We start from the raw sequence: 22,900 nt of genomic DNA on the forward strand, positions 1-22,900 counted from the left end.
CCCTTCCGCCCCCGACGGATCCGATGCCGAAGCAGTCGTACGAACCTCGTCACTCACGGCCGAAACTCTAGCTAGAGATACAACCCTTCGCCCCCGTGCCGGGGCCGTTCGATCTCCACCGGCGCCGCCCCGTTGCGCAGCGCGTACAACTCGGCGAGCGTCGCGTGTGTACCGATGCCGTCGGCGGTGCCCAGCCACTCGCGCGCCTCGGCGAACTCCAGCGGGCCGACGTCGATCTGGGCCAGACAACGACCGGGGCGCACCACCGCCGGGTGCAGTCGGCCCAGGCTCTCGTTGGTGGTGATCGCGACCATCACGTTGCGCCCCTGGCCGAGCAGGCCGTCGGTGAGGTTGAGGAGCCGGGACAGTGCCTGACCCGCCGAACGTTTGGCCTCGCCGCGGATCAACTCGTCGCAGTCCTCCAGGACCAGCAGCCGCCACTTCTGCTTCTTCGACTTGTCGTGCGACTCCTCGTCCTCGTCGCCGCGCCCGATCGCGACGTCCATCAGGTAGCCGGTGTCGCCGAACAGTGCCTCGGGGTCCAGGACGCAGTCCATCCGACACCAGTCCTGCCACGAGCGGGCCAGCGCGCGCAGCGCCGTGGTCTTGCCGGTGCCGGGCGGCCCGTGCAGCAGGATCAACCGCCCCGACACGTCGTCGGGGGTGACCTTCATCAGCCGGTCGAACGCGCCGGCGGTCGGACCGGTGTAGTTGCGGCGGATGTCCTCCCAGGGCGCGGCGGTGATCGCCCGGGTGGTGCGGTACGGGCCGCGCCGGGCGGAGAAGTACCAAAAGCCCATCGCCACGGCCTCGTCCTTGGGCGGCGGGTCGGCCGCCGCGCCCTTGACCGCCTTCTTCAACACCGCGCGGCCGACCTTCTCGTCGACGGCGGTCACGGTCACCTCGCCGCCGCCGCTGCGCCAGCGCACCGACCGCAGGGTCCAGCCGTCACCGACGGCGAGTTGGGAGGAACGGTCGTCCTCCTCCACGGCGCGGACCACTCTGGCGCCGCGCGGGACGAGTCGGGCGCCGGGCTTGACCCGGTCCAGTCGGGTGGTCCTGGCCCACGGCTGGGCGCCGGTCAGGAAGGCGGCGAGGGCGAGTCCGTCCACGGCGTCGTACGGGGTGTCCGCGTCGTCGAGTCCGAACACGAAGGGCAACAGCGTTGATGGGTCGTCACCGGCTGAATTCGGCGCCCCATCCGATGGGCGGGGCGTCTGGCGAGGCATCGACATGATTTCGATGATCCGGTGCCCCGGGCCGTCCGTACAGGGGTTTACCCATAGCGGTGCGGTTTCCGGGCGGCCGGACAAGGGCTCGGGGAGCCTCGGCGGGAGTTCCAGGACACGCGCTAGCTTGGATAGGCCGCCTCGACCGCGCCCAGTGCGGCGCTGATCGCCTCGTCGCGGGTCAGGCCGAGTCGGTGTGCGCGGTGCGCGTATTCGAGCGCGGCCTCGCTCGCCGCCCGGTGCGCGCTGTCCCCGACCGCGGCGACGAAGCTGCCCGAGCGGCCGCGGGTCTCGATCACGCCGTCCGCCTCCAGTTCGCGGTAGGCGCGCGCGACCGTGTTGGGCGCCAGGCCGAGTTCGCCGGCCAAGCCGCGTACGGTCGGCAGTCTGGTGCCGGCGGGCAGTGTGCCGGCCCGGGCCTGATCGGCGAGTTGCCCCCGAATCTGCTCGAACGGTGCGACGGACGAGGCCGGATCGATGGTGATCACCATACGAGCGAGCCTAGGCCCTGTCCGGGTCGCGGGCCCGGCAACCGGGTGCGATTCGGCGGTGGCCGGCGGTGACGGGACACGCTTCCTCGCCGCCGGCGATTCGTCAGTGAAGGTGGCGAATTGCTCGGCCGTGATGTCACGAACCGCCGTCCCGAATTCGAACGGAGCCCGCAAGAACGCCACGGCTGCGGCACGGTGGACCCGACGAACCCAGCGTGGCCACACGCTCACCGAAGGGGGAATCCGTGTCCGACCTCCCGCCGATCCGGTCGTCGTCCGCCGTGGACGCCGAGCCGTTCGACCACCACCGGCACACGCTCGCGCCCGCAGGGGCCCCGCGCGCGGCCCGCGACGACCGGGACCCGGACGACGATCCGCACGTCGCCGCCCCGGCCCGGGGCGTCTGAGATGACCCACCCCGAGGAGCGACCGCTCGACCCGGTCGACTCGCTCGACCCGTTCGACGCGCTCGATCCGTTCGACCCGTTCGATCCGTTCGACGCACCTGATCCGTTCGCCCCCGAGGACGTCGACGCACCGAGCGAACCCCGCGGCGGGGCCCGCACGCCGGTGTCGCCGGCCGGCCCCGGGCCGGCCGACGGGGCGTGGTCCGACGAGGAGTTCGGGCCCGCCGAGTCGGCCGCGACGGTGATCGTCACCCCCGACGGGACCGGCCGGCACCACTTCGGCGCGGGTTCGCCCCCCGCCGCGCCGCACCGGCCGCGCCAGGCCCGCGAGGGACCGATCTGGTCGGAGGAGAGCGACCTGGTCCGGCGTACGTTCGTGCCGCCCAAGGGTTATCTGCGCGCCCAGGGCATGATGTCCCGGCAGCTGATCCTGCTCACCGGCGAGGCCCGGTCCGGAAAACGCACGCTGGCCCTGCACCTGATGCAGGATCAGCACGTGGAGAGCGTGATCGCGCTCGATCCCGAGGAAGACCTGACCACCCGTCGGATCCAGCGCGGCCGGGGCTATGTGGTCGACTCCGTCCGCGCCGACGCGCTCGCCGGCTACACCCGCGACGACCTGGAACTGCTGCGCCGCCGCCTGGTCGAGCGCGGCAGCGTCCTGGTCGCCACGGCGGTCGTCGGCGCACCGATGCTCGGCGTCTGGGCGCCGTGGCACGTACCGTGCGCCCGACCCGATCCGGTCCAGGTGCTGCACAGCCACCTCACCGACCGCCTGGGGCCGGGCTGGGAGCGCCGGCACCTGGACCTGGTGGACGAGGACATCGCCGAACTGGTGCGCGCCGACGGCGGCCGGCCCGCACGGGCCGCGAGGATCGCCGCCGAACTGGCCGGCTTCGCCGACGGCAGGTTCACCAGGACCCAGGTGCTGAACGCGCTGCGCGATCGTGAGCACGCGGCGGTGGCCGGCTGGCTGCGGGCCCATCCGGCGTGTGCCGACTGGGCGTTGATGATCGCCGCCGCGGTGTTCGAGGGGCACGACTACGGCATCGTCGCCGAGCGGGCCGCGGCGCTGCGCGCGATGCTGGCCGAGCATCTGCCGACCTCGGCCGCGTCGGCCGACGGGTGGCCGCCGCAGGCCCGGTCCGTGCGCCTGGACCTGATCGACGCGACCGCGGTCGCCGCCGACGCCACCCGGGACGGGGCCCGCTACCGGCTGGACGTGGTGCGCTTCAACCGGCCGCGCTGGGCGGCGTCGGTCCGCGAACACGTTTGGGACGTCTACCCCGACCTGCGCGACCCGCTGGTCGAGTGGCTGGCCGCGACCCCCCGGCAACCGGCCGACGTCCACCGGGTCGCGGCGCGGGCCGCGGGCGCGTTCATGGCCGGGGGTCGGGGGCATCGGCCGCTGGCCCCGATCCACCGCTGGGCCCGAACCGGCGCCCGGCGCACGATGGCGGTGTCGGCCCTGAAGGCGGCGGCCCAGGACGCGGTGGTGGCCACCCAGGTACGGCACCTGGTGGAGGCGTGGAGCCGGGACACCACCCACCCGGGGCTGCGCCTGATGGCCGCCCGCGCCTACCCCGGCCTCGCCTCCGTCTATCCCGGCCCGACCCTGACCGGACTGCTGCGCCTGGCCCGGACCGGGGATCGTGCGGTGGCCGAGGCGGCCCGGGACGGCATCGCGGCGCTGTGTCGGGAGGGCATCCGCGCCGAATCGGTCCTGGAGCGGGTGGAGGACTGGGAAGAGGCCGCCGCCGCGGCCGAGTTGGCCGCGCACCTCGTGCTCGACGAGGGGGCGGGCGGGTCGCCGGCCGACGACCGGTTCCTGGCGGTGGTCCGGAACGCGGTCACGGATCGGGACGGATATGCGGTCGTGGCCCGGTTGTTCACCCGACTGCTCGGGGCCGGGGCGGATGATCCGACCCGCGCCTCGGCATTGCGGGAGGGCCTGACGCGGCTGTTCGGTCCGGGGCGCGACCACGGGCTGGAACGACTCGCCTTCGACCTGACCCGGCTCGCCTACGAGGGGTTGCCGAACGGCGAGGTGATCGACATCGGGGTGCTCGAACCGGCGATCCGGGCGTTCGAGGAGCCGATCCTCGGGCCGAACGGGGGTACCCGCGCATGATCGACGAACCCGTGTCCGTGGTCCACCCCGTCGGCGGATCGCGCCTGGGCGCCTACCTCCGGTATCGCCTGGGCCGGCGTGCGCGGCGGGTGCGCCGGATGCTTGCGGTGCCGTCGAGCGCGGGGCCGGCGCCGACCTTCGCGGAGATACGCGGGGCGGCCGAGCTGTGGTGGGTCACCGTCCGCGAGTTCGCCGAGGTGCGTACGTTCGAGGTGCGGGTCGGCGCGGCGGGGGGACGGGCCGGCCGGGTCGAGGTACAGCTGCGCTGGTGGGTGCACGACCCGAGGGCGGTCGCCCGGCATCGGGCGGTGGACGCCGGGGCGTTCGTGTATCGCGATGTGGAGAAGCGGATTCGCGGGGCGCTGGCGGGTGCGGGCGGCGCGGTCGGTGCGGATGGTGCGGATGCTGCGGCCGATGTGGATGAGGCGCGGTTGCAGGACGCGGTCGATGTCGCGTTGTCGCACACGATCGTGCTCGCGGAATACGGGCTCGGTTATCGACCGGTGGGGGCGTTCCTGCGGACGGAGCCGATATCGGCCGATGTTCGCGAGGAGTTGGACCGGGCGAGGGCGGCGATTTTGCTGGAAATGGAGCGGCAGCGGCTGACCCTGAAGCGGATGGAGTTTCACCGGGAGCTGATTCGGGAGGGGCCGGAGACGTTGATCGCCTACTGGTTGACCCGATTTCCCGATCAGATCAAGGCCGTAGTGGACCATCTGGACGATCGGGGAATGATGCGGGGTGCCGATGGTGCGCCTGGTGCATTTGGTGTGCCTGGTACACCTGCCGGTTCCGCCACACCCCGCACGCCGGCCGGCGAGCTGCTCGCGCTGCTCGGGGACGCCGACGATTTCGAGCGGAATCAGCTGCGCAAGGCGCTCGTATCCGGCCTCGCGGCGTCCGGGCCGCGCGGGATGGCGGTGCTGCGCGAACTCGGCTGGTGGCACGACCTGGTGGGGGACGACGCGGACGAGTCGCCTTCGTAGGGGGCGGTCGAATGGGGGCGGTCGAAGGGCCACCCGCTCGATACGAGCGGGTGGCCCTTTCGATTTCGGCCCGAAATCCGCGTGCTTATCGCTCTTCGCGGAACAGCACGTGCTTTCCGGCGGCCGGGTCGTACTTGCGCAGCGTCATCCGGTCCGGATCGTTGCGCCGGTTCTTTCGGGTCACGTAGGTGAATCCGGTCCCGGCGGTGGACCGAAGCTTCACGATCGGACGAAGCTCACTGCGAGCCATGGACGCCTCCCGGAGTTTTCGAAGTCTGTCCCGACGCGTGCTTCAATGCGGACGGGCACCCGGTTATTCCACGACCCGATGCCCGGTCGGCCCAATGCGGGTGACCTCGGTATTCCCCGGCGCCCGTCGGGCAGCCCGGCAGCCCGGCAGTCCGGCGGCCGGGCGCGGCGGGGCGACGGGGGTGCCGGGGGTGCTCGGAAACCACGGGCGCGGCGGGTGTCGGCGGTGCGATGCTTGGCCGGTGAATCGATCGGACGTGCTGCTTCAGATCCCCGCCGAACTGCAACAGTTCCTGCCGCCGCGCCTGCGCGGACTGCCGGTGACCGCCCCCGCCGACGGGGAATCGACGCTCGGGCACCTGGTCGAATCGGTCGGCCCGCCGCTGCCCGAGGTGGGCGGACTGCTCGTGGACGGCCGCGAGGTGGCCTCGGGATATCGACCGGTGGGCGGCGAGGTGGTCGACGTGCTGCCGATCCGGCGCCCGCAGGCGATTCCGGAATTCGCCGACGAGGCACCGCGCTTCCTGCTCGACGTGCACCTGGGCGCGCTGGCCCGCCGGATGCGGCTGGTCGGGATCGACACCGCGTACCACAACGACTGCGACGACCCGACCCTGGTGATCCAGGCCAACGCCGAACGCCGGGTGCTGCTCACCCAGGACCGCGGGCTGCTGCGGCGCAAGAACCTGTGGTTCGGGGCGTACGTGTACGGGATCCGCGCCGACGCCCAACTCGACGACCTGCTCCGCCGGTTCGCGCTGCCGCTCGCGCCCTGGACACGCTGTACGGCGTGCAACGGCGAGTTGCGTGCGGCCACCCGCGAGGAGGTCGAGTCCGAGGTCGAGGCGGGCACGCTGGACAAGGTCGACGCGTTCGCCCGGTGCCGGGCCTGCGACCGGGTGTACTGGCACGGGGCGCACGGCGGCCACCTGGACGAGATCGTGGAGGCCGCGCGGCGGACGGCGGCGGGTATTCGCTGAGCCGGGTGCCGGTCGGCTCGTGTCGCCTGTGTGGTCCCGTACGCCGACCGGGCCGAGAGCCGGCCCGGTCGGCGTACGGGGCGGGGTCGGTGCGGCGCACCGTGGTCCCGCCGGTCGGGATCGATACGGCTAGCGCACGCGTCCCCGGGCCCGCAGCGGTACGGACGGCAGCTCCGGTGCGTGCATCCGGGGCGCCGCGTAGCCGGTGACGGTGCCGAAGTCCGAGCCGTTCTCCCAGGCGGTGCGCGCCGTCGCGATCTCCTCACCGGTGCGCGCCACGAAGTTCCACCACATCACGATCTCCTCGGCGAACGGCTCGCCCCCGAGCAGCATCAGGTCCGCGCCGTTGGTGGAGCGGATGGCCAACGAGGTGCGCCCACAGCCGAGGTACAGCAGCCCGCCGGGCGTCAGCGGTACGCCGTCCACCTCGGCCTCGCCCGACATCGACATCACCGCGTACTCGAAGTCCGGCTCCAGCGGTGGCCGTACGTCCGTGCCCGGCGCCAGCGTCAGATCCGCCCCGACCAGCGGGGTGTAGGCGGTGCCCGGCGAGGTCGCGCCGTCCAGCGTGCCCATGATCACCGTGGCGGTCAGGCCGCCGCCGGTGGCCCGCGGGAGTTCGGTGTGGTGCTCGAAGCTCGGGTCCACGTGCCGGTGCGCGTCCGGCAGCGCGACCCACAGCTGGGCCCCGTGCAGCAGCCGGGCGTGCTCCTTCGGCGACTCCTCGGAGTGCGAGATGGCTCGCCCGGACGTCATCAGCCCCAACTCGCCGGGCCGTACGGTGGCCAGACTGCCCAGGCTGTCCCGGTGCAGCACGGTGCCCTCGCGCAGCCAGCTCACCGTCTGCAGGCCCAGGTGCGGGTGCGGCGGGACCTGCATGCCGGGCTGATCGGCGATGTCGTCGGGCCCGTAGTGGTCCACGAAGCACCAGGCGCCGATCATCCGCCGACCCAGGCTCGGCAGCAGGCGACGGACCATGTGGCTCTCGCCCAGCAGTACATCGCGCGACTTCAGCAGCTCGCGCACGGGTTCGCCCGACACGTCGGCCCGGCCACCGCACGTGGTCAGGGTCGGTCGGGTATCGAGGTTGCTCATGCCGTCACGGTACGCGGCGGGGGAAGAGGACGCGGCGCGTGGGCAACCGTTCGGTCCAGGCCCGGCGGGAAACGGATGACCCCGCGGCTCGCGCGGGCGGTCGAGGTGGCCACGACAAAGCACCCGCTCCGGCTCACCGAGGACGCCGCCGCACCGGACACGCTCAGCGGCAGCCGGCTCGAACCCGCCCTCGGGGCGGGCTCCGACCCGTGCACTCGCGACCCCCGCACAGCGCGCTTCCGAGAGCATGCGGCCGGCCTGTTCCCCTTGCCGGGCGGCACGGGGTCGGCGGGGGGAGGCATCGAAAGGACGCCGGCTCGACTCCGGCGGGGGAGACCGTGAGGTGGCGGCACACCTGGCCTGCCACGCACCGCCCAGGATTGCCCTGTCCCGCCTGTCCCGCCTGTCCCGCCTGTCCCGCCTGTCCCGCCCGATCCACCCGGACGCCCCCGACGCCCTCGCCGAACACCTGGCCCCTGGTTCGCCCAGGCCCGCGCGTCGGGCCGCTTCCCGCCGATTTCACGCCGGCCGACTACCTGGCAGTCGGCAACATGTACACCGGCACCCCGCACACCGTGGCCCGAGCCCTCCAAGCCGACGCGGCCTACCAGCCGAGCCCGCCCCCGAGCGGGCTCCTCCGCATGCGGTGGCCGCAACAGCGTCGCGGCCAGAGCGGACACGTCGGCATCCGCGAGGTGACGGACCGCCCGATCCGGCCGCCCGTCGCAAGCGTGGTTGCCGGAGGCAAACACATCGAGCCGCCAGGGCCCGGACACACCGACACGGGTGACCGGTAGTCGGCGCGTGGTGACAGAACGTGCGCCGGCGGGTGCGCCCGGTGTGTGGCGTAACCGTTGGTGGAATGGCGTCATCGGCGGCCGGCGGCTACTCGATCGAAGTCGGGTGGCCGCCCGCGCCGTGTGTCCGTTGCTCAGCGCTCTCGGCGGGCTCCTGCCGAGGGGACCGCCTGGAAGAAGCGTGGTGGCGTGAAGGAGCGGGCCGCGAAGGCCTTCTCGATCGCCGTGGTCACCTCGGCGCAGCGGGTCTCGTCGACCAGGGCGATCGCCGAGCCGCCGAAGCCGCCGCCGACCAGCCTGGCGCCGAGGGCGCCTTCGGCGAGCGCGGTGTCGACCGCCGTGTCCAACTCGGCGCACGAGATCGTGTAGTCGTCGCGCATCGACGCGTGCGACGCGGTCAACTCCGGGCCGATCGCCCGGACATCGCCGTCACGCAGGGCCTCGACCACACGCAGCACACGCTCGTTCTCGGTGAGCACGTGGCGCACCCGGCGGCGCAGCGGGCCGTCGGGCAGCGCGGCGAGGGCCGCGTCCGGGTCGGTCACCTCGCGCAGCGACGACACGCCGAGCAGCGCCGCCGCCTCCTCGCACGAGGCGCGGCGCTCCGCGTACCCGCCGTCCACCAGCGCGTGCCGGGCCCGGGTGTCGACGACGAGCAGGCGCAGGCCCGCGCCCGCGCAGTCGAACGGGACGTGAGTGCCCGTCAGGTCGCGGCAGTCCAGGAAGTACGCGTGGCCCTCGATGCAGCCGAGCGAGGCCATCTGGTCCAGCATGCCGACCGGCACGCCGACGAAGTCGGTCTCCACGCGCTGCGCGATCCGAGCCAACTCGACCCGGTCCAGGCCGAGTTCGTACAGGTCGTCGAAGGCGAGCGCGACCGCGCAGGACAGCGCCGCCGACGAGGACAGGCCCGCGCCCACCGGCACGTCGCTGTCGATCCGGATGTCCGCGCCGCCGATGTCGTACCCGGCCGCCCGCATCGCCCACACCACGCCCGCCGGATACGCCGTCCACCCGGACAGCGCGCCGGGCGCCAGGTCGGCGATCGCGAGGTCGACCGATTCGCTCCCGGCGTGGGTGGACGCGAGTCGCAGCCGGCCGTCGGCACGCCGGCCGACGAACGCGCGCGCGGTGTGCGGGATCGCGATCGGCAGCACGAAACCGTTGTTGTAGTCGGTGTGTTCGCCGATCACATTGACCCGACCCGGGGCCGCCCAGACCCCCTCGACGACGAACTCGCTCACCGACCGGCCTCACCCTCGCGCAGGAAGGACCACGCGTCCGCCACGATGTCCTCCAGGGAGGTGCGTGTGGGCCGCCAGCCGAGCAGTTCGCGCGCCCGGTCGGCGGAGGCGACCAGTACCGGCGGATCGCCCGCCCGCCGCGGCGCCTCGTGCGTGGGCACCGCGCAGCCGGTGACCACCCGAACCGCGTCCACCACGTCGCGGACCGAGAAGCCCGTCCCGTTCCCGAGGTTGCACACCAGGTGTCCGCTCGCCGCGCCGCCCTCGGCGGTGGCGTCCAGCGCGAGCAGGTGCGCGTCGGCCAGGTCGGCGACGTGGATGTAGTCGCGCACACAAGTACCGTCGGGCGTCGGGTAGTCGGTGCCGTACAGCGCGACCGAGCCGCGCGTGCCGTGCGGTACCTGGAGCGCCAGCGGGATCAGGTGGGTCTCGGTCGTGTGCCGCTCCCCGTAACGCCCGTACGCGCCCGCCACGTTGAAGTAGCGCAGGCTCACCGCGCGCAGGCCGTAGGCGGCGCAATACGACGCGATCAGCTGATCCACCGCCGCCTTCGAGGCGCCGTAGGGGTTCGTCGGCGCACTCGGCGCGTCCTCGGTGATCGGCGACACCTCCGGGGCGCCGTAGACCGCCGCGGTGGAGGAGAACACGAAGCGGTCGATCCCGTGCGTGCGCAGCGCGTCGAGCAGCGCGAGCGAGCCGCCGACGTTGTTGTGCCAATACTTCCCCGGGTGCGTGACCGACTCGCCGACCAGGGACGAGGCGGCGAAGTGCAGCACCGCGTCGAAGGAGGCGTCGAGGTGCCCGGCGGCGTCCTGGACCCGGCCCCGGACGAACCCCGCCTTCTCCGGCACCGCGTCGCGATGCCCCGTGGACAGGTCGTCGAGCACCACCACGTCGTGCCCGGCCTCGACCAGGTGGGCGGCGACCACGCTGCCCACGTAGCCCGCGCCGCCGGTGACCATGAGCCTCATTCGCCGACCTCCCGCAGTCGCGCCGCCGCCGTCTCCGGCGGTACGTCGCTGATGAACACGCCCATCCCCGATTCGCTTCCGGCAAGGTACTTCAGCTTGCCCGGCGCCCGGCGGATCGAGAAAAGCTCCAGGTGCAGCGCGAAGTCGACCCGCCCGGAGCGCACCGGCGCCTGTTGCCACGCGGCGATGTACGGCGCGGGCTCGCCGTCGAAGAGGCGGTCGAAGCGGCGCAGCAGGTCCAGGTACATCCCGCCGAACGCGGCGCGCGCGTCCTCGTCCAGGGCGAGCAGGTCGGGCACGCGCCGGTTCGGGTACAGGTGCACCTCGTACGGCCAGCGCGCGGCGGCCGGGACGAACGCCGTCCAGTGCGCGTTCTCCGCGACGATCCGGGCCCCGTCGGCGCGCTCGGCGGCGACCACGTCCTCGAACAGGTTGCGGCCGGTGCGGTGCCGGTGGGCGGCGGTGGAGGCGATCATGGCGGCCGTACGCGGGGTGACGAACGGGTAGGCGTAGATCTGTCCGTGCGAGTGCGGCAGCGTGACGCCGATCTCCCGGCCGCGGTTCTCGAAGCAGTACACCTGCTCCACGCCGGGCAGCGCGGACAACTCGGCGGTGCGGTCGGTCCACGCGTCGAGCACCAGGCGGGCCCGCTCGGGGGTGAGGTCCTTGAACGAGGCGTCGTGCTCGGGGGTGAAGCACATCACCTCGCAGCGCCCGCCCGACGGCCGGCGCGGGAACGGGTCGTCGGCCCACCCCGGCGCGAGCGGTTCGCGCTCGGCGCCGCCGCCGGACATCGACGGGAAGCGGTTCTCGAAGACCACGACCTCGTAGTCGGCTTCGGGCACCTCGGTGGCCCGCTCGGGCGTGGACGGACACAGTGGACACGCGTCGGCGGCGGGCAGGTGGGTCCGGGTCTGCCGGTGCGAGGCGACCACGACCCACTCGTCGAGGAGTCGGTCGTAGCGCATCTCGGAGCCGCTGACCACGGGGGCGAGGTCGCGCGTGTCGACGGCGGCGCGAACCCCCTCGTCCCGCGTGTCGTAGTAGACGATCTCGCGACCGTCGGCCAGGACGGCCTGCGTCTTCTTCATGCCTTCATTTTGCGAAGCTTTCCAAATCTTGTCAATTAGAAAGCATTGGCAGGCTTGATGCTTGCCGATAGCCGGTCGAACCCGCCCTCACCTGCGGTTTGACAAGTTTCGGAAGGTGTCCGCAAGATGCTGCCCATGCCTGACGACGACACCGACGGTCTGCCCGCCGAAGGCCGCCGCGCCCGGATGGCCGCCACGATCGCGGATCGCGGCTTCGCCAAGGTCACCGACCTGGCCGAGGCGTTCGGCATCTCGCGCGTCACGGTCCGGGCCGATCTGGAGGTACTGGAGCGCCAGGGTCGGGTACGCCGGGTACGCGGCGGGGCGATGTTCACCGGTCGCGATCCGCGCGTCGAGCCGTCCTTCGAGGAGGCGCTGACCTCGGCCTCGCCCGCGAAGACGCTGATCGGTCGGGCCGCGGCGGCGCTGGTGTCGCCGTCGGAGAGCGTGGTCCTGGACGTCGGCACCACCACCACCTTCGTGGCACGCGCCCTCGTGGACCGCGAGGACCTGCGCGACCTGGTGGTCTTCACGAACGGGCTGACCATCGCGCTGGAGTTGGAGCGGGCGATCCCGCGATTTTCCGTCGTGGTCACCGGCGGCACGCTGCGACCGCTCCAGCACTCGCTGATCAACCCGCTCGGCGACCACATCCTGGAGCGGATCCACGCCGACACGGTCTTCCTCGGCTGCAACGGCGTACACCCGACGGGCGGCATCACCAATGTGAACCTGCCCGAGGCCGAGGCGAAACGTGCGATGTTGCGGGCGGCGGGGCGCCGGGTCGTGGTCGCCGACGGCTCGAAGCTGGGCCGGACCGAACTCGCCGAGGTGTGCCCGCTGGCCGACATCGACCTGCTGATCACGAGCGGGCCGGCGGACCCCGACGCGCTCGACGCGCTGCGGGACGCGGGGCTGGAGATCCTGGTGGCGGAGTAGGGACGGGGCAGCCGTCGCCGGGGGAACTCCTCGCGTCCACACCCGACTTCGCGATCGGTCGTCGCCCGCGCGGCGGCGAGGCCGTGAGCGGCGCGCTCGGTGCTCGCCCGCACGGCGCCGGGCCCGCGAGCGCACGCTCCGCCCTCACCCGCGCGGCCGATGTGTCGTCCGCGCGGCCCAGGCCGAAGTGAGTACTTGTACGGATGTTCGGCCCGACCCCGCCTACCTAGCGTGGGCCGCATGACCTACATGCCTCCCACCCCCGACGGTGGCGAGCACGGATTCGCTCGCGCGATCACGTTCGTCGGCGGCCTGTTCACGTTCGTCGTGGTCGCGATGACCGACCTGTTCGTGCTGCTCGGACTGGGCGGCGGCACCGAATCCTGCGGCGACCAGGCCTGCCGCGACTGGTACGACACCAGGCTGCCCTGGGTCTTCGGCATGTTCGTACTGTCCTTCATCGTCGCCTTCCTCGCCCTGGTCCTCCCACCCCACCCCCGCCGCCGCTACGCGGTGGCGATCCCGGTAGCCCTGCTGGCCATCACCCTCCAGGCCACCGGCTTCCTCCTGTGCCAAAACGGCCCGGCCGCCTGACGATCCCTTCAACCGACACAGCCCACCCGCCGACCTCGACGGGGCCAGGGCGAGACGGACGACGAGGCCGCGGTCGTGGCTCTTGGTACGGGGTGTACCCGATCGGGCATGGGCGGGCAAAAGCTGGGCGTGAGGCGGGGGTTCGCGGGCTTTGTGGGGGTCAGTCGGCGGTTCGTCCGGCGTAGCCTGGCGGCGGATCGACAGCACTGGCAGGCCATCCTCCGCCGCAGGACACACCGCTGCCGGGGTCCTGCCCGACAGCCAGGTGGGTGAGACCGTGTCCGACGATCACGAACTCAGCATTGGGCAACGCGTGAAGGCGCTGCGCAAGGAGCGTGGCATCGACCGTCGCGAGATGGCCGCCGCACTCGACCGCTCGCCCGAGTGGATGCGCAGCGTGGAGGACGGGCGACGACAGCTCGACCGGTTCAGCACGATCCTGACCATCGCCGACCTGCTCGGTGTTTCGCTGCTCGACCTGGTGGGCGCTCCGGCTCGACCCGCGCTCGCCGACGAGCACCCGCGCGGTCTCGATGCCGTGCCGGGCCTGCGCCGGGCCCTGCTTCGCAACCAGCTCGGCCAGGTGACCGGCACGCCGCGCGCGCTCGCGGACATCCACATGGACACGCTCACCGCGCATCGATATCGGGCGAGCGCTCGATTCGGCGAGTTGGGGCTGCTGCTGCCGGGGCTCGTCGACGACGCGTCCAGGGCCGCGCGCGGGCTCGACGGCGACGACCGACGGCAGGCGCACGAACTCCTGTCGGGCGCCCTGACCGACGCGGCGATGATGACGAAGAAACTCGGCCACATCGACCTCGCCACCGTCTGCGCGCGACAGGCCGCCGACGCCGCGGCCGACGCCGACAACCCGCTGCTGTCGCTCGCCGCCGCGTGGACGCAGGCCGAGGTGTGCATGTCGGCGGGTGCCACGACCGAGGCGAACGGCATCGTCGACTCCGCCCTCGATCGCCTCGACGGCATGCTCGGCGACGACGACATGGCCGCGTGGTCCCTGTGGGGCACGATGCACCTGGTCGCGGCGGTCGGCGCGGCGCAGTGGTGCCGACGCCGCGACGTCGAGGCCCACCTGTCCGAGGCCCGCCGTGCCGCCGCGCGCACCGGCGAGCGCGACGACTACCAAACCGCCTTCGGCCCGGCCAACACCGCCATCCTGGCCGTCTCGGCTCGCCTCGAACTCGGCGACGGGCGAGCGGCGTTGGACGAGACGCGCGACGTGGACACGTCCCGCCTACCCAAGGAACGACGCGCCCGTCGGAAGATCGACATCGCCCGCGCCCACGCCCAGGACGCCGACGACGAGTCGAGCATGCGCGCCCTCCTGGAAGCCGACCGCATCGCCCCGGAATACGTACACGCCCACCCCTTGGTCCGCGACATGGTCACCACGGCCCACCGCCGCAACCACCTCACCTCACGCGAACCCCTCCACCGCATGAGCCGCCGTATCGGCCTCTGACCGAGCGGGGTTTGCCCAGGATTGACGGGCCGGGTACGTCACGTACCCGGCCCGTCGGCATGCCCGCGACATCCTGGTGAGACCACCACTCGGAGGCCGAAGAGGCAGGTGAGCCGCATGAACGAGGAAACGACCCTGGACGACATCGTGCGCGTCGGGCCCAGCGGTGACGAGCGGGTGCCGGTGCGGATACATGTCCCCGGGCGCCGTCTGCCCGACATCACCGATGCCGAAGCAGCCGCGCTGTACCGCCAACTCGGCGCCCACCTGATCCGACGCGGCCGGAGCCCGATCAGGCCGGACAACGGCTGGTCGTCGACGTGATGTCCGCGCCGAGCCGCATCACCGGTCCCGCAGCCACCCGTTGCCGGTCCGGGGTCGGGCGGGACGAGGACGTCCGGGGTTCGAGGAGGTCTCCCCCGAGCCGTCCCGACGGCGGCGTCGTTCTTGTTCCGCACCGACCACCTCTGTCCACCTATCTCACGGAGCCTCCCGTGTCCGAAGTCGAGCCGGCCGCTGTGGTGGTCACTCTTCCCGCCTGGTCGGTCACCCTTGAACGTGTCGGTGTGTCCGGGCCCTGGCGGCTCGATGTGTTTGCCTCCGGCAACCACGCTTGCGACGGGCGGCCGGATCGGGCGGTCCGTCACCTCGCGGATGCCGACGTGTCCGCTCTGGCCGCGACGCTGTTGCGGCCACCGCATGCGGAGGAGCCCGCTCGGGGGCGGGCTCGGCTGGTGCGGGACGGGTTCGGGCTGTTGCTGCGGTTGCTGGTCGCGCCGGTCCGGGACGAGGCCGGGCTGATCGCGCATGTCCAGGAGCATCACCGTGCCGGGCTGCTGGACGACATCGGGCGCACACGCCCCGATCTGATCCCGACCACGACACCGCCCGAACCGCGACTGTGCCTCGACCCCCTCCCGGACACCGGACTCACCCTGGACCAGGCCACCCACCTGCACGAACGCATCGGCCGATGGCTCGACAGCGAGGGAATCCGCGCAGCCTTCGCGGACCGCCTCCTCCACCGACGCGTCTCCACCCTCACGACCGACGGCCGGCCGGCCGCATGAATGACAACCCCGAACCGGACGGGCGCGCCACCGCTGGGGCGGATGTGGGCCAGGCCCGCGATCGCTTGGCCCGCGCGCGCTCCGCATCCGCGCCGCCCATCGCGGCATTCAGGACCGCCTCGAACCCCGCACCGCCGCACACGCCCTCGCCCGGGACATATACGAGCAAGCCGACACCCGCGTATCCCACGCCCTCCACACGGCATGGCACGCCGGTGTCACCGACATCGAACTCGCCCACCTGCTCGGGGTGTCGACCCGCAGCGTGCGCCGCCTGCTCAGGACCTACCCGACACCGGGCGATCCGGAGGCTCGGCGGTGACGGCGCGTCGACGGTTCGGGATCTGCGTGGCGTTTCGAATACGGTCGGCTACCGAGCTGCGTTCATGGGGCGGTCGATTTCAGCACGGCTCGGTGCGGAGTATCGGCCACCCGGGGGCGTGCTTCGGGGGTGTGACGTGGTTCTGTGCGCGCCTTGGGAGGGGTTGCCACGCGTGGGGCGGGTGCCGTGCGTGAATGGGCGGTGACCGTCGGGTGCCGACGGGTGGTTCGAGGGCGGGCCGGAATGCCGTGCGATCGCGCTCGGCGTGCCGTGACCTGCTCGGATGCCGCCCGGGGCGCGGTCGGCTCGCGGTGGCGTGGCTGTGCCCCCGGCAGGACTCGAACCTGCGACCAAGTGCATAGAAGGCACCTGCGCCATCAGTCGCTGCCGGGGCTCTGACCTGAGGCCTGGCCGAAGCCAGTCGTCCGATCGACGTTGCGTCGTCGCCGATCCGTCGTAGGACTGTACGTTTCTCTTCCCGGGCAAGGCGAACTGTTGACCGCAATGGTGCCGAAGGAGCAGCCCAGGGGCTCACGCAGTGGGGAGCAAGCAGAGGGTGGGCTTGGCTGATGGTTCATTTCGGGAGAGGAGATCGGCGCCGAACCCCGTTCGGGTCGGAATCAGGCAAGACTCTTGCCGCAATGGCCTCACCTGCATCACGAATCGGCAAAGACCTCAAGAACCTGCAGGTCAGCAAGGGAAGTCCCCACGCGAGTGGGGGTGAGCCGTCGTCACCACAACCCCTAGGAGGCGTGGCTACGAAGTCCCCACGCGAGTGGGGGTGAGCCGCCCATCGTGTTCGTTTCGCGGTGGTTCCAGGCGAAGTCCCCACGCGAGTGGGGGTGAGCCGGAGTTCCGGCAGGCCGAATTGGCCCGGAAGGTGAAGTCCCCACGCGAGTGGGGGTGAGCCGATGAACTCGGGCCGCAGGGCCTCCATGAACACGAAGTCCCCACGCGAGTGGGGGTGAGCCGATCCGCAGGATCTGTGCGTGGGACAGGGTCGCCGAAGTCCCCACGCGAGTGGGGGTGAGCCGACGGCATCACCCTGGGCCCAGTCCTGCGGGCGGAAGTCCCCACGCGAGTGGGGGTGAGCCGTGTTTCGGCGGCTATCCCGGACGTCTCGGCGAACAACCGCAAAAACATCGCGAAGGCGCTCGTTTCCGCGACCGTGGCCATGCTGCGTAGCGAGCCTCAGGGGATCGATCCGGTCACCTTGCGGACGGCGCTTCGTGAGTGGGCGTTCAACCGCGAGCAGCGCGATCAGGCGCCCGCCGAGTTCGCGCGTCCTTCGGTGGGTCGCGCGCAATACGCGGCCCGTTTCGGTGCTGGAAGAGGAAGAATTCCTGTCGGTGGTCGTGTGTGCCATGGCGGGCAAGTCGGACGGTGAGAACGCCGCGAAGTCCATGGCACAGCGCAACCGGCGGATCCTCTACAACGCGATGGAGTTCGCGGTGCGCTCGCGGGCACTCGACGCGAACCCGCTGAAGGGTGTGACGACGCTGCCGTCCGTTCGCATGTCCGGCGTGGTGGAAGCGGTGATCGCCGAACCCGTCCCAGACCGCTGCCCTGCTCGACGCGATCGGTCAACGTCCGCGCGGTGGCGGCCGGAGACCGACACACGGCCCGTGCCTGCCCATCCGAAACTGGTGGTGAGCCTGCGCGAGCACATCGCGGTGCAGCGGCTCAAGCCCGTGAGGGCGGTGGTGCGCTCTCCGTAGTGGTTTACCGGCGGGCCCGGGGCATCGCGCGCAAGGCTGTGCCGACGCCGGAGCGGTACGGCTCACCGCTGGGCGAAAAGGTGTATGACCTCCGGCACTCCCGTCTTACCGAGTGGCTGAATTCCGGGGTGCCGCCCGTGCGGGTGGCGGCATGGGCAGGGAACAGCGTCGCCGTTCCGCTCGCTGTCTACGCTCTGTGCGTCTCCGGACACGAAGCAGATCTGCATAAGCGAATCGAGGCGGTGCTCACGCTGCCCTGACGGACTTCGTCGCGTATTCGTCGTGGCTACCCGTAGAAGGCCGGTGACAGCCGGAGAGAGCCGGACTCCCGCCGATTCACTTGGTGGGCGTCCGGCGCTTCGTCATGTCTGGGCGAGGTGTGCTGTGACCTGCGCGGATGCCGCCCGGGGGTGCGGGCGGCTCGCGGCGGCGTGGCTGTGCCCCCGGCAGGACTCGAACCTGCGACCAAGTGCTTAGAAGGCACCTGCTCTGTCCACTGAGCTACGAGGGCTGGGCGAATCAGGATCTTGCACCGGATCCGGTCGCGGCACAACAGAATAGGGCCGTGTGCATGCCTCACCGGCGTTCCGGCGGTCACCGTTACCTGATCAGACGCAGTTGGCGGCCAGAATGTGATCAGGGAAGGGCCGAAACGGACAGCGGGAGGCGCAGTGGGTCCCATCAGGACTGTACTTGTCGGATACGGCGTGGGGGGTTCGGCCTTCCACGCGCCGGTCCTGGCGGCCGTCGAGGGGCTGGAACTCGCCGCCGTGGTAACCGGGAATCCGGCTCGGCAGGACGAGGTGCGGGCGCGGTATCCGCGGGCCGAGGTGATCGGGACGACCGACGAGATGTTCGCTCGCGCGGGTGACTTCGACCTCGTGGTGATCACCGTGCCGAACCGGTTCCATGTGCCGCTTGCCACCCGGGCGCTGGAGGCCGGGTTGCACGTGGTCGTCGACAAGCCGTTCGCGGGCACCTTCGCGGAGGGGCGGGCGCTGTGCGAGACCGCGGTGCGGTCCAAGCGGGGGCTCGGGGTGTACCAGAATCGGCGGTTCGACGGTGATTTCCGGACCGTGCGGCGCCTTGTCGAGGAGGGGCGGCTCGGCGACGTGTACCGGTTCGAGTCGCGGTTCGAGCGGTGGCGGCCGCAGGTGCGTACCTCGGGCTGGAAGGAGCAGGCCGACCCGGCGGCGCTCGGCGGGATCCTGTACGACCTCGGCACCCACCTGATCGACCAGGCCGTGTCGTTGTTCGGGCGACCCACGCACGTGTACGCCGAGCTGGACACGCGGCGGGACGGGGCGGTCGTGGACGACGACAGCTTCGTGGCGCTCACCCACGAGGGTGGAGTGCGCTCGCACCTGTGGATGAGCGCGGCGGCGGCCGATCTCGGGCCGCGATTTCGGGTGCTCGGGTCGAAGGCGTCGTATGTGAAGTTCGGGATGGATCCGCAGGAGGAGTTGCTGCGGGGCGGGAGTGCGGCGGTGGGTACGCCCGGGTGGGGGACCGAGCCGGAGAGTGCGTGGGGCAGGCTCGGTACGCCCGGCGACACCGTGCCGGTGGAGACCGAGCCGGGGGCCTACCAGGACTACTACGCCATGTTCGCGGCGGCGGTGCGCGAGGAGGGCGGGCCGCCGGTGCCACTGTCGGAGGCGCTGACCGTGATCGAGGTGATCGAGGCGGCGCAGCGGTCCTCCGCCGACGGAGCGACCGTGGTGTTGCCGACCGGGTGAGCGTCGTGATGCCGACCGCGTGGCGGTGTGGTGTCGGCGGAGGGCCGGCGTGACGCCGGTGGATGGCCCGCGTGATGCCGACCGGGTGACCCTGTGAGGTAGTGCCGACCGCACGTTGAGAATGTGGACAATTCGGGCATTGGTCGCCCGTGGTGATCATGGGAAGCGACACCCTGTCCGCAGCCCTCGCCGACCTGCGCGATCGGGTCGTGGCGACGTGCTTCCCACTCGACCTGCCCGGTGCCGTGCAGGCGCGGCTGGCCCGTCGCGAGTTGATCGAACAACTCGACGACTACGTGCTGCCGCGCCTCGCGGTGCCGCGTGCGCCGTTGCTCGCGGTGGTCGGCGGCTCCACCGGGGCGGGCCGGTCCACGCTGGTGAACGCGCTGGTCGGGCGGGCGCTCACGGCGGTCGGTTCGGTACGGCCGACCACGCGTGTGCCGGTCCTGGTCTGCCGATCCCGGGACCGGCACTGGTTCGCCGAGGACACCGCCGTGGAACTGCGCCTGGACGAGCGGGTGCCGCCCGGGTTGGCGCTGCTCGACGTGCCCGACATCGACTCGGTATCCGCCGACAACCGCCGGGTCGCGGTGCGTCTGCTCGGCGCCGCCGACCTGTGGGTGTTCGTCATGTCCGCGGCGCGGTACGCGGACGCCGCGCCGTGGCATCTGCTTCGGCTCGCGCGGGATCGGAACACGCGGCTCGCGATCGTGCTGAACCGGGTGCCGGCGGTGCCGGCGGACCTGGTCCGGGCCGATTTCGTGCGGTTGTTGCGGCAGGCCGGGCTCGGCGATGTACCGCTGTACCCGGTCGTCGAGGTCGAGCCGGGGGCCGGGTTGCCCGAGCGCAACGTGGTGCCGATTCGTACCTGGCTCGCCGAGCGCGGTGCCGATCCGGACGCGCGGGCCGCGGTGGTGCGGCGCACGCTGGGCGGGTTGTTGCACAGCCTGGACCGGCGGGTGCCGCCGTTGGCGCAGGCGGTGGAGCGGCAGTACGAGGCGGCGGGACGCACGCGCGACTGTGTGGATCGGGCCTACGCGGCGACGGCGCGGTGGGCGTTGCGGGCGCTGGACGACGGCTCGTTGTTGCGTGGGGCGGCCGGCGTTCGGTGGCATGAGGGCGACGCGGACGGGGCGGCGGGCGCGGTTCGGGAGGGCTTGGACGCGCTGTTGGCGGACGCGTTCGCGCGGGGGGCCGAGCGCGCGTCGGGGTGTGTGCCGTACGGCGCGCCGCCTCGGCTTCGGCCCGGCCCCGTGGTCTGGCCCGGTGCGGGGGAACAGCTCGCGCTGATCGCGGCGGTGGGCGGGCCCGGGATGGGGCCGGGCATCGGGCGCGACGCGGCGGGGCTGCTCGGGACCCGGATCGGCGCCGAGTCGGCGGCGCGGTTGATCCTGGACGTCCGTCGGGGCCTGCGCGCCGAGTTCGCGGCGGCGCTCGACGCGGAACGGGGCCGGCGGGTGGCCGCGGTGGCGGTGGTGCCGGAGCGGGCCGACGTCGGGTTGATCGAGGCGCTGGATCTGGTGCGGAGGAGCGCGTGAGGGGCGGCGCCCGGGCGCCGATCGGGGCGGCTGGGCGTGGGCGCCGGGCCGGGCGAGCCGGTGGCGTGGTTCGGCGGGGCCGATGACGGCGGGTGGGGAGTACCTCGATCGCTTCGCCGTGCGCCGGGCCTGGCATGTGAGCGAGACGGAGGAATCGGCGCGGCTGGTGGCGCGGTCGGGCGCGTTGGATCGGGCGGTGCGGCTGGCCCGGGATCGGCTGCCCGGAGCCGAACTTGCCGCCGCCGAGGACCTGCTCGGGCATGCCGAGACGCGGCTCGCCACGGCCGGGCGGCACACCGTGGTGGCGTTCGCGGGGGCCACCGGTGGGGGGAAGTCGTCGCTGTTCAATGTGCTTACCGGGTTGCGCCTGGCGGATACCGGGGTGCGTCGGCCGACGACCCGGACCACGCTCGCGTGCGCGTGGGATCCCGACGGGGCGGCGCCGTTGCTCGATCTGCTCGGGATCGAGCCGGGGTGTCGGGTGGCGCGGCACGGGGTGTTGGACGCGTGGCACGGTGGTGGGGCGGAGCCCGCGCACGGCCGCCACGGCTCGCAGGGCGCCCGGCGTGGTGGCGGGATGCCCGCCGGGTTGATTCTGCTCGACCTGCCGGACCACGACTCGATCGACCTCGCGCACCGGGCGGAGGTGGACGCGTTGGTGGCGGTCGCGGACTACATCGTGTGGGTGCTCGATCCGCAGAAGTACGCCGACGCGCTCCTGCACGACCGCTATCTCCGGGTGTTCCGGCACCACGCGCACTGCATGACGGTCGTGCTCAACCACGCGGATCGGCTGCCCGTCGGGGATCTCGCGGCGTGTCTGACCGATGTACGGGCGTTGCTCGCGGCCGACGGGCTCACCGAGGTGCGGGTGTTGGCGACCTCGCCGGAGACCGGGCTTGGGATCGCCGAGCTGCGCCGGGTGGTGGCCGGGGTGTCCGGGAGCGGCGAGGCGTCGGTGGCTCGGCTGAACGCGGATCTGGACGCGTTGGTCGAGCGGCTGGAGCCGTACTTCGCCGGCGTGGTGCCGGGTGTGGAGGTGTTCGCCGCGGCGGATCGGGACGTGCTGGTGGGCGGGTTGTGCGATGCGGCCGGGGTGGGCGTGGTGGCGGCGGCCGAGGGGGAGCGGGTACGGACCGCGCGGGCGTCGTTGTGGGGTCGGGCGCGGCGGCCGGTGGTGCGGGTCGAGCCGGTGCAGGTACATCGGGCCGAGCAGGCGATCCGGCGGGCCGGGGCGACGCTGAGTCGGGGGATGCCGGCGGTGTGGGTGGGCGGCGTGCATCGGGCGTTGGCCGAGGGGTTGCGGGTGTTGCCGGACGAGGTGGACGCGGCGCTGGTCGGGGCCGTGCCGAAGGCGCCGCCGCCGACTCGGGGTGCGCGGGTGGCGGCGGGTGCGCGATGGGTCGGGGCGGTCGCGGTGATCGCCGGGCTGCTCGGGGTCGGGTTGGCGGGGACGGGGGTGCCGGTGGCGCGCCGGCTCGGGCTTCCGGTGGCGGCGTGGGTGGCGTTCGCGGGGCTGGTGGTGGGGGTCTCGGGGGCGTGGTGTGGGTGGCGGGCGGCGGTGGGTGCGGCGGGGCGGCGGATGGTGGCGGTGGAGGCCGCGCTGCGGGCGCGGGTGGCGGATGTGGCGGATCGGGTGGTGGTGGGGCCGGGGGAGGCGGAGGTGGCGCGGTATCGGGAGGCGTGCGCGGAGTTCGTGGCCGCGCGGGAGGGGGTCGGGTGGGTGGGTGGTCACCCACGTGAGTGACGCGTCGTTGTCCACAGGCACCGAGTTGTCCACACCCCGTCCCGATCCCCGGCCTCCCCACCGCCGCATGCCGCATCGTCGAGTG

At 72.5% G+C, this 22,900-nt stretch carries 20 protein-coding genes, 2 tRNA genes and 1 CRISPR repeat array; of the genes, 13 read left to right on the plus strand and 9 right to left on the minus strand.

Annotated features, from left to right (window positions below; genetic code table 11):
* Positions 1–71 precede the first annotated feature (71 nt).
* A complete protein-coding gene (locus ACFRCG_RS05365; RefSeq protein ID WP_380029216.1) occupies positions 72–1,229 on the minus strand; it encodes a DUF5925 domain-containing protein in 1,158 nt (385 codons plus the stop codon).
* Between the two features lie 122 nt (positions 1,230–1,351).
* A complete protein-coding gene (locus tag ACFRCG_RS05370; RefSeq protein ID WP_380002868.1) occupies positions 1,352–1,720 on the minus strand; it encodes a GntR family transcriptional regulator in 369 nt (122 codons plus the stop codon).
* A gap of 245 nt (positions 1,721–1,965) precedes the next feature.
* Here ACFRCG_RS05370 and ACFRCG_RS05375 point away from each other — a divergent pair, with 245 nt between their 5' ends.
* The 3 genes from ACFRCG_RS05375 to ACFRCG_RS05385 are packed head-to-tail and all read left to right on the plus strand — an operon-like array spanning position 1,966 to position 5,244.
* Positions 1,966–2,127 carry a hypothetical protein gene (locus ACFRCG_RS05375; RefSeq protein WP_380029010.1) on the plus strand — a complete coding sequence of 54 codons (162 nt, stop codon included), beginning with the start codon at positions 1,966–1,968 and terminating at the stop codon, positions 2,125–2,127.
* A 1-nt stretch (position 2,128) separates the two neighbouring features.
* The gene (locus ACFRCG_RS05380; RefSeq protein ID WP_380029012.1) at positions 2,129–4,258 is read left to right on the plus strand and encodes a hypothetical protein; all 2,130 of its coding nucleotides are present in this window, start codon (positions 2,129–2,131) and stop codon (positions 4,256–4,258) included.
* Positions 4,255–5,244, plus strand: coding sequence for a hypothetical protein (locus ACFRCG_RS05385; RefSeq protein WP_380029014.1), 990 nt, complete (start codon positions 4,255–4,257; stop codon positions 5,242–5,244). Before ACFRCG_RS05380 ends, ACFRCG_RS05385 begins: the two co-directional genes overlap by 4 nt.
* Positions 5,245–5,329: 85 nt before the next feature.
* On the opposite strand, the gene rpmG is transcribed toward ACFRCG_RS05385, so the two are convergent.
* The gene (gene rpmG / locus ACFRCG_RS05390) at positions 5,330–5,494 is read right to left on the minus strand and encodes a 50S ribosomal protein L33 (protein WP_078977190.1); all 165 of its coding nucleotides are present in this window, start codon (positions 5,492–5,494) and stop codon (positions 5,330–5,332) included.
* Between the two features lie 241 nt (positions 5,495–5,735).
* On the opposite strand from rpmG, the gene ACFRCG_RS05395 reads away from it, so the two are divergent.
* Positions 5,736–6,473 (plus strand): Mut7-C RNAse domain-containing protein, encoded by a 738-nt coding sequence (locus ACFRCG_RS05395; RefSeq protein ID WP_380029016.1) that lies wholly within the window; start codon positions 5,736–5,738, stop codon positions 6,471–6,473.
* Positions 6,474–6,602: 129 nt separating this feature from the next.
* Here ACFRCG_RS05395 and ACFRCG_RS05400 read toward each other — a convergent pair whose 3' ends face one another.
* From ACFRCG_RS05400 to galT, 4 genes are all read right to left on the minus strand, one after another.
* Positions 6,603–7,568 (minus strand): pirin family protein, encoded by a 966-nt coding sequence (locus ACFRCG_RS05400; RefSeq protein ID WP_380029017.1) that lies wholly within the window; start codon positions 7,566–7,568, stop codon positions 6,603–6,605.
* 931 nt (positions 7,569–8,499) lie between these two features.
* Positions 8,500–9,609 carry a galactokinase gene (galK, locus tag ACFRCG_RS05405; protein ID WP_380029019.1) on the minus strand — a complete coding sequence of 370 codons (1,110 nt, stop codon included), beginning with the start codon at positions 9,607–9,609 and terminating at the stop codon, positions 8,500–8,502.
* The gene (gene galE / locus ACFRCG_RS05410) at positions 9,606–10,571 is read right to left on the minus strand and encodes a UDP-glucose 4-epimerase GalE (RefSeq protein WP_380029218.1); all 966 of its coding nucleotides are present in this window, start codon (positions 10,569–10,571) and stop codon (positions 9,606–9,608) included. The genes galK and galE overlap by 4 nt, the downstream gene beginning before the upstream one ends.
* 5 nt (positions 10,572–10,576) lie before the next feature.
* The gene (gene galT, locus ACFRCG_RS05415) at positions 10,577–11,671 is read right to left on the minus strand and encodes a galactose-1-phosphate uridylyltransferase (protein ID WP_380029021.1); all 1,095 of its coding nucleotides are present in this window, start codon (positions 11,669–11,671) and stop codon (positions 10,577–10,579) included.
* 135 nt (positions 11,672–11,806) lie between these two features.
* Between galT and ACFRCG_RS05420 the strand changes: the two genes are divergently transcribed.
* The 5 genes from ACFRCG_RS05420 to ACFRCG_RS05440 all read left to right on the plus strand — a co-directional run bounded on the left by ACFRCG_RS05420 (position 11,807) and on the right by ACFRCG_RS05440 (position 15,754).
* Positions 11,807–12,610 (plus strand): DeoR/GlpR family DNA-binding transcription regulator, encoded by an 804-nt coding sequence (locus ACFRCG_RS05420; protein ID WP_380002879.1) that lies wholly within the window; start codon positions 11,807–11,809, stop codon positions 12,608–12,610.
* A 240-nt stretch (positions 12,611–12,850) separates the two neighbouring features.
* On the plus strand, positions 12,851–13,204 hold the full coding sequence (locus tag ACFRCG_RS05425; protein WP_380029023.1) for a hypothetical protein: 354 nt from the start codon (positions 12,851–12,853) through the stop codon (positions 13,202–13,204).
* Between the two features lie 277 nt (positions 13,205–13,481).
* Positions 13,482–14,684 carry a helix-turn-helix domain-containing protein gene (locus tag ACFRCG_RS05430; protein WP_380029024.1) on the plus strand — a complete coding sequence of 401 codons (1,203 nt, stop codon included), beginning with the start codon at positions 13,482–13,484 and terminating at the stop codon, positions 14,682–14,684.
* 117 nt (positions 14,685–14,801) lie between these two features.
* On the plus strand, positions 14,802–15,008 hold the full coding sequence (locus ACFRCG_RS05435; RefSeq protein ID WP_380029026.1) for a hypothetical protein: 207 nt from the start codon (positions 14,802–14,804) through the stop codon (positions 15,006–15,008).
* A 338-nt stretch (positions 15,009–15,346) separates the two neighbouring features.
* Complete coding sequence (locus ACFRCG_RS05440) at positions 15,347–15,754, plus strand: hypothetical protein (RefSeq protein WP_380029028.1); 408 nt, start codon at positions 15,347–15,349, stop codon at positions 15,752–15,754.
* Between the two features lie 645 nt (positions 15,755–16,399).
* Here the strand turns inward: ACFRCG_RS05440 and ACFRCG_RS05445 are convergent.
* A tRNA-Arg gene (locus ACFRCG_RS05445) sits at positions 16,400–16,470 on the minus strand.
* A gap of 305 nt (positions 16,471–16,775) precedes the next feature.
* Positions 16,776–17,171: direct repeats of the CRISPR family, unit length 29 nt; unit sequence GAAGTCCCCACGCGAGTGGGGGTGAGCCG.
* 227 nt (positions 17,172–17,398) lie between these two features.
* On the opposite strand from ACFRCG_RS05445, the gene ACFRCG_RS05450 reads away from it, so the two are divergent.
* Entirely contained in the window at positions 17,399–17,794 is a 396-nt protein-coding gene (locus ACFRCG_RS05450; RefSeq protein ID WP_380029030.1) for a hypothetical protein, read from the plus strand.
* 438 nt (positions 17,795–18,232) lie between these two features.
* Here the strand turns inward: ACFRCG_RS05450 and ACFRCG_RS05455 are convergent.
* Positions 18,233–18,305, minus strand: a tRNA-Arg gene (locus tag ACFRCG_RS05455).
* A 160-nt stretch (positions 18,306–18,465) separates the two neighbouring features.
* On the opposite strand from ACFRCG_RS05455, the gene ACFRCG_RS05460 reads away from it, so the two are divergent.
* The 3 genes from ACFRCG_RS05460 (at position 18,466) to ACFRCG_RS05470 (ending at position 22,815) form a co-directional block, all read left to right on the plus strand.
* On the plus strand, positions 18,466–19,530 hold the full coding sequence (locus tag ACFRCG_RS05460; protein WP_380029032.1) for a Gfo/Idh/MocA family oxidoreductase: 1,065 nt from the start codon (positions 18,466–18,468) through the stop codon (positions 19,528–19,530).
* A gap of 158 nt (positions 19,531–19,688) precedes the next feature.
* On the plus strand, positions 19,689–21,068 hold the full coding sequence (locus ACFRCG_RS05465; RefSeq protein ID WP_380029034.1) for a GTPase: 1,380 nt from the start codon (positions 19,689–19,691) through the stop codon (positions 21,066–21,068).
* 82 nt (positions 21,069–21,150) lie between these two features.
* The gene (locus tag ACFRCG_RS05470; protein ID WP_380029036.1) at positions 21,151–22,815 is read left to right on the plus strand and encodes a GTPase; all 1,665 of its coding nucleotides are present in this window, start codon (positions 21,151–21,153) and stop codon (positions 22,813–22,815) included.
* Positions 22,816–22,900: the final 85 nt, after the last annotated feature.

Source organism: Embleya sp. NPDC056575, assembly GCF_042793325.1.
In the GTDB taxonomy this organism is placed as follows: Bacteria; Actinomycetota; Actinomycetes; order Streptomycetales; family Streptomycetaceae; genus Embleya.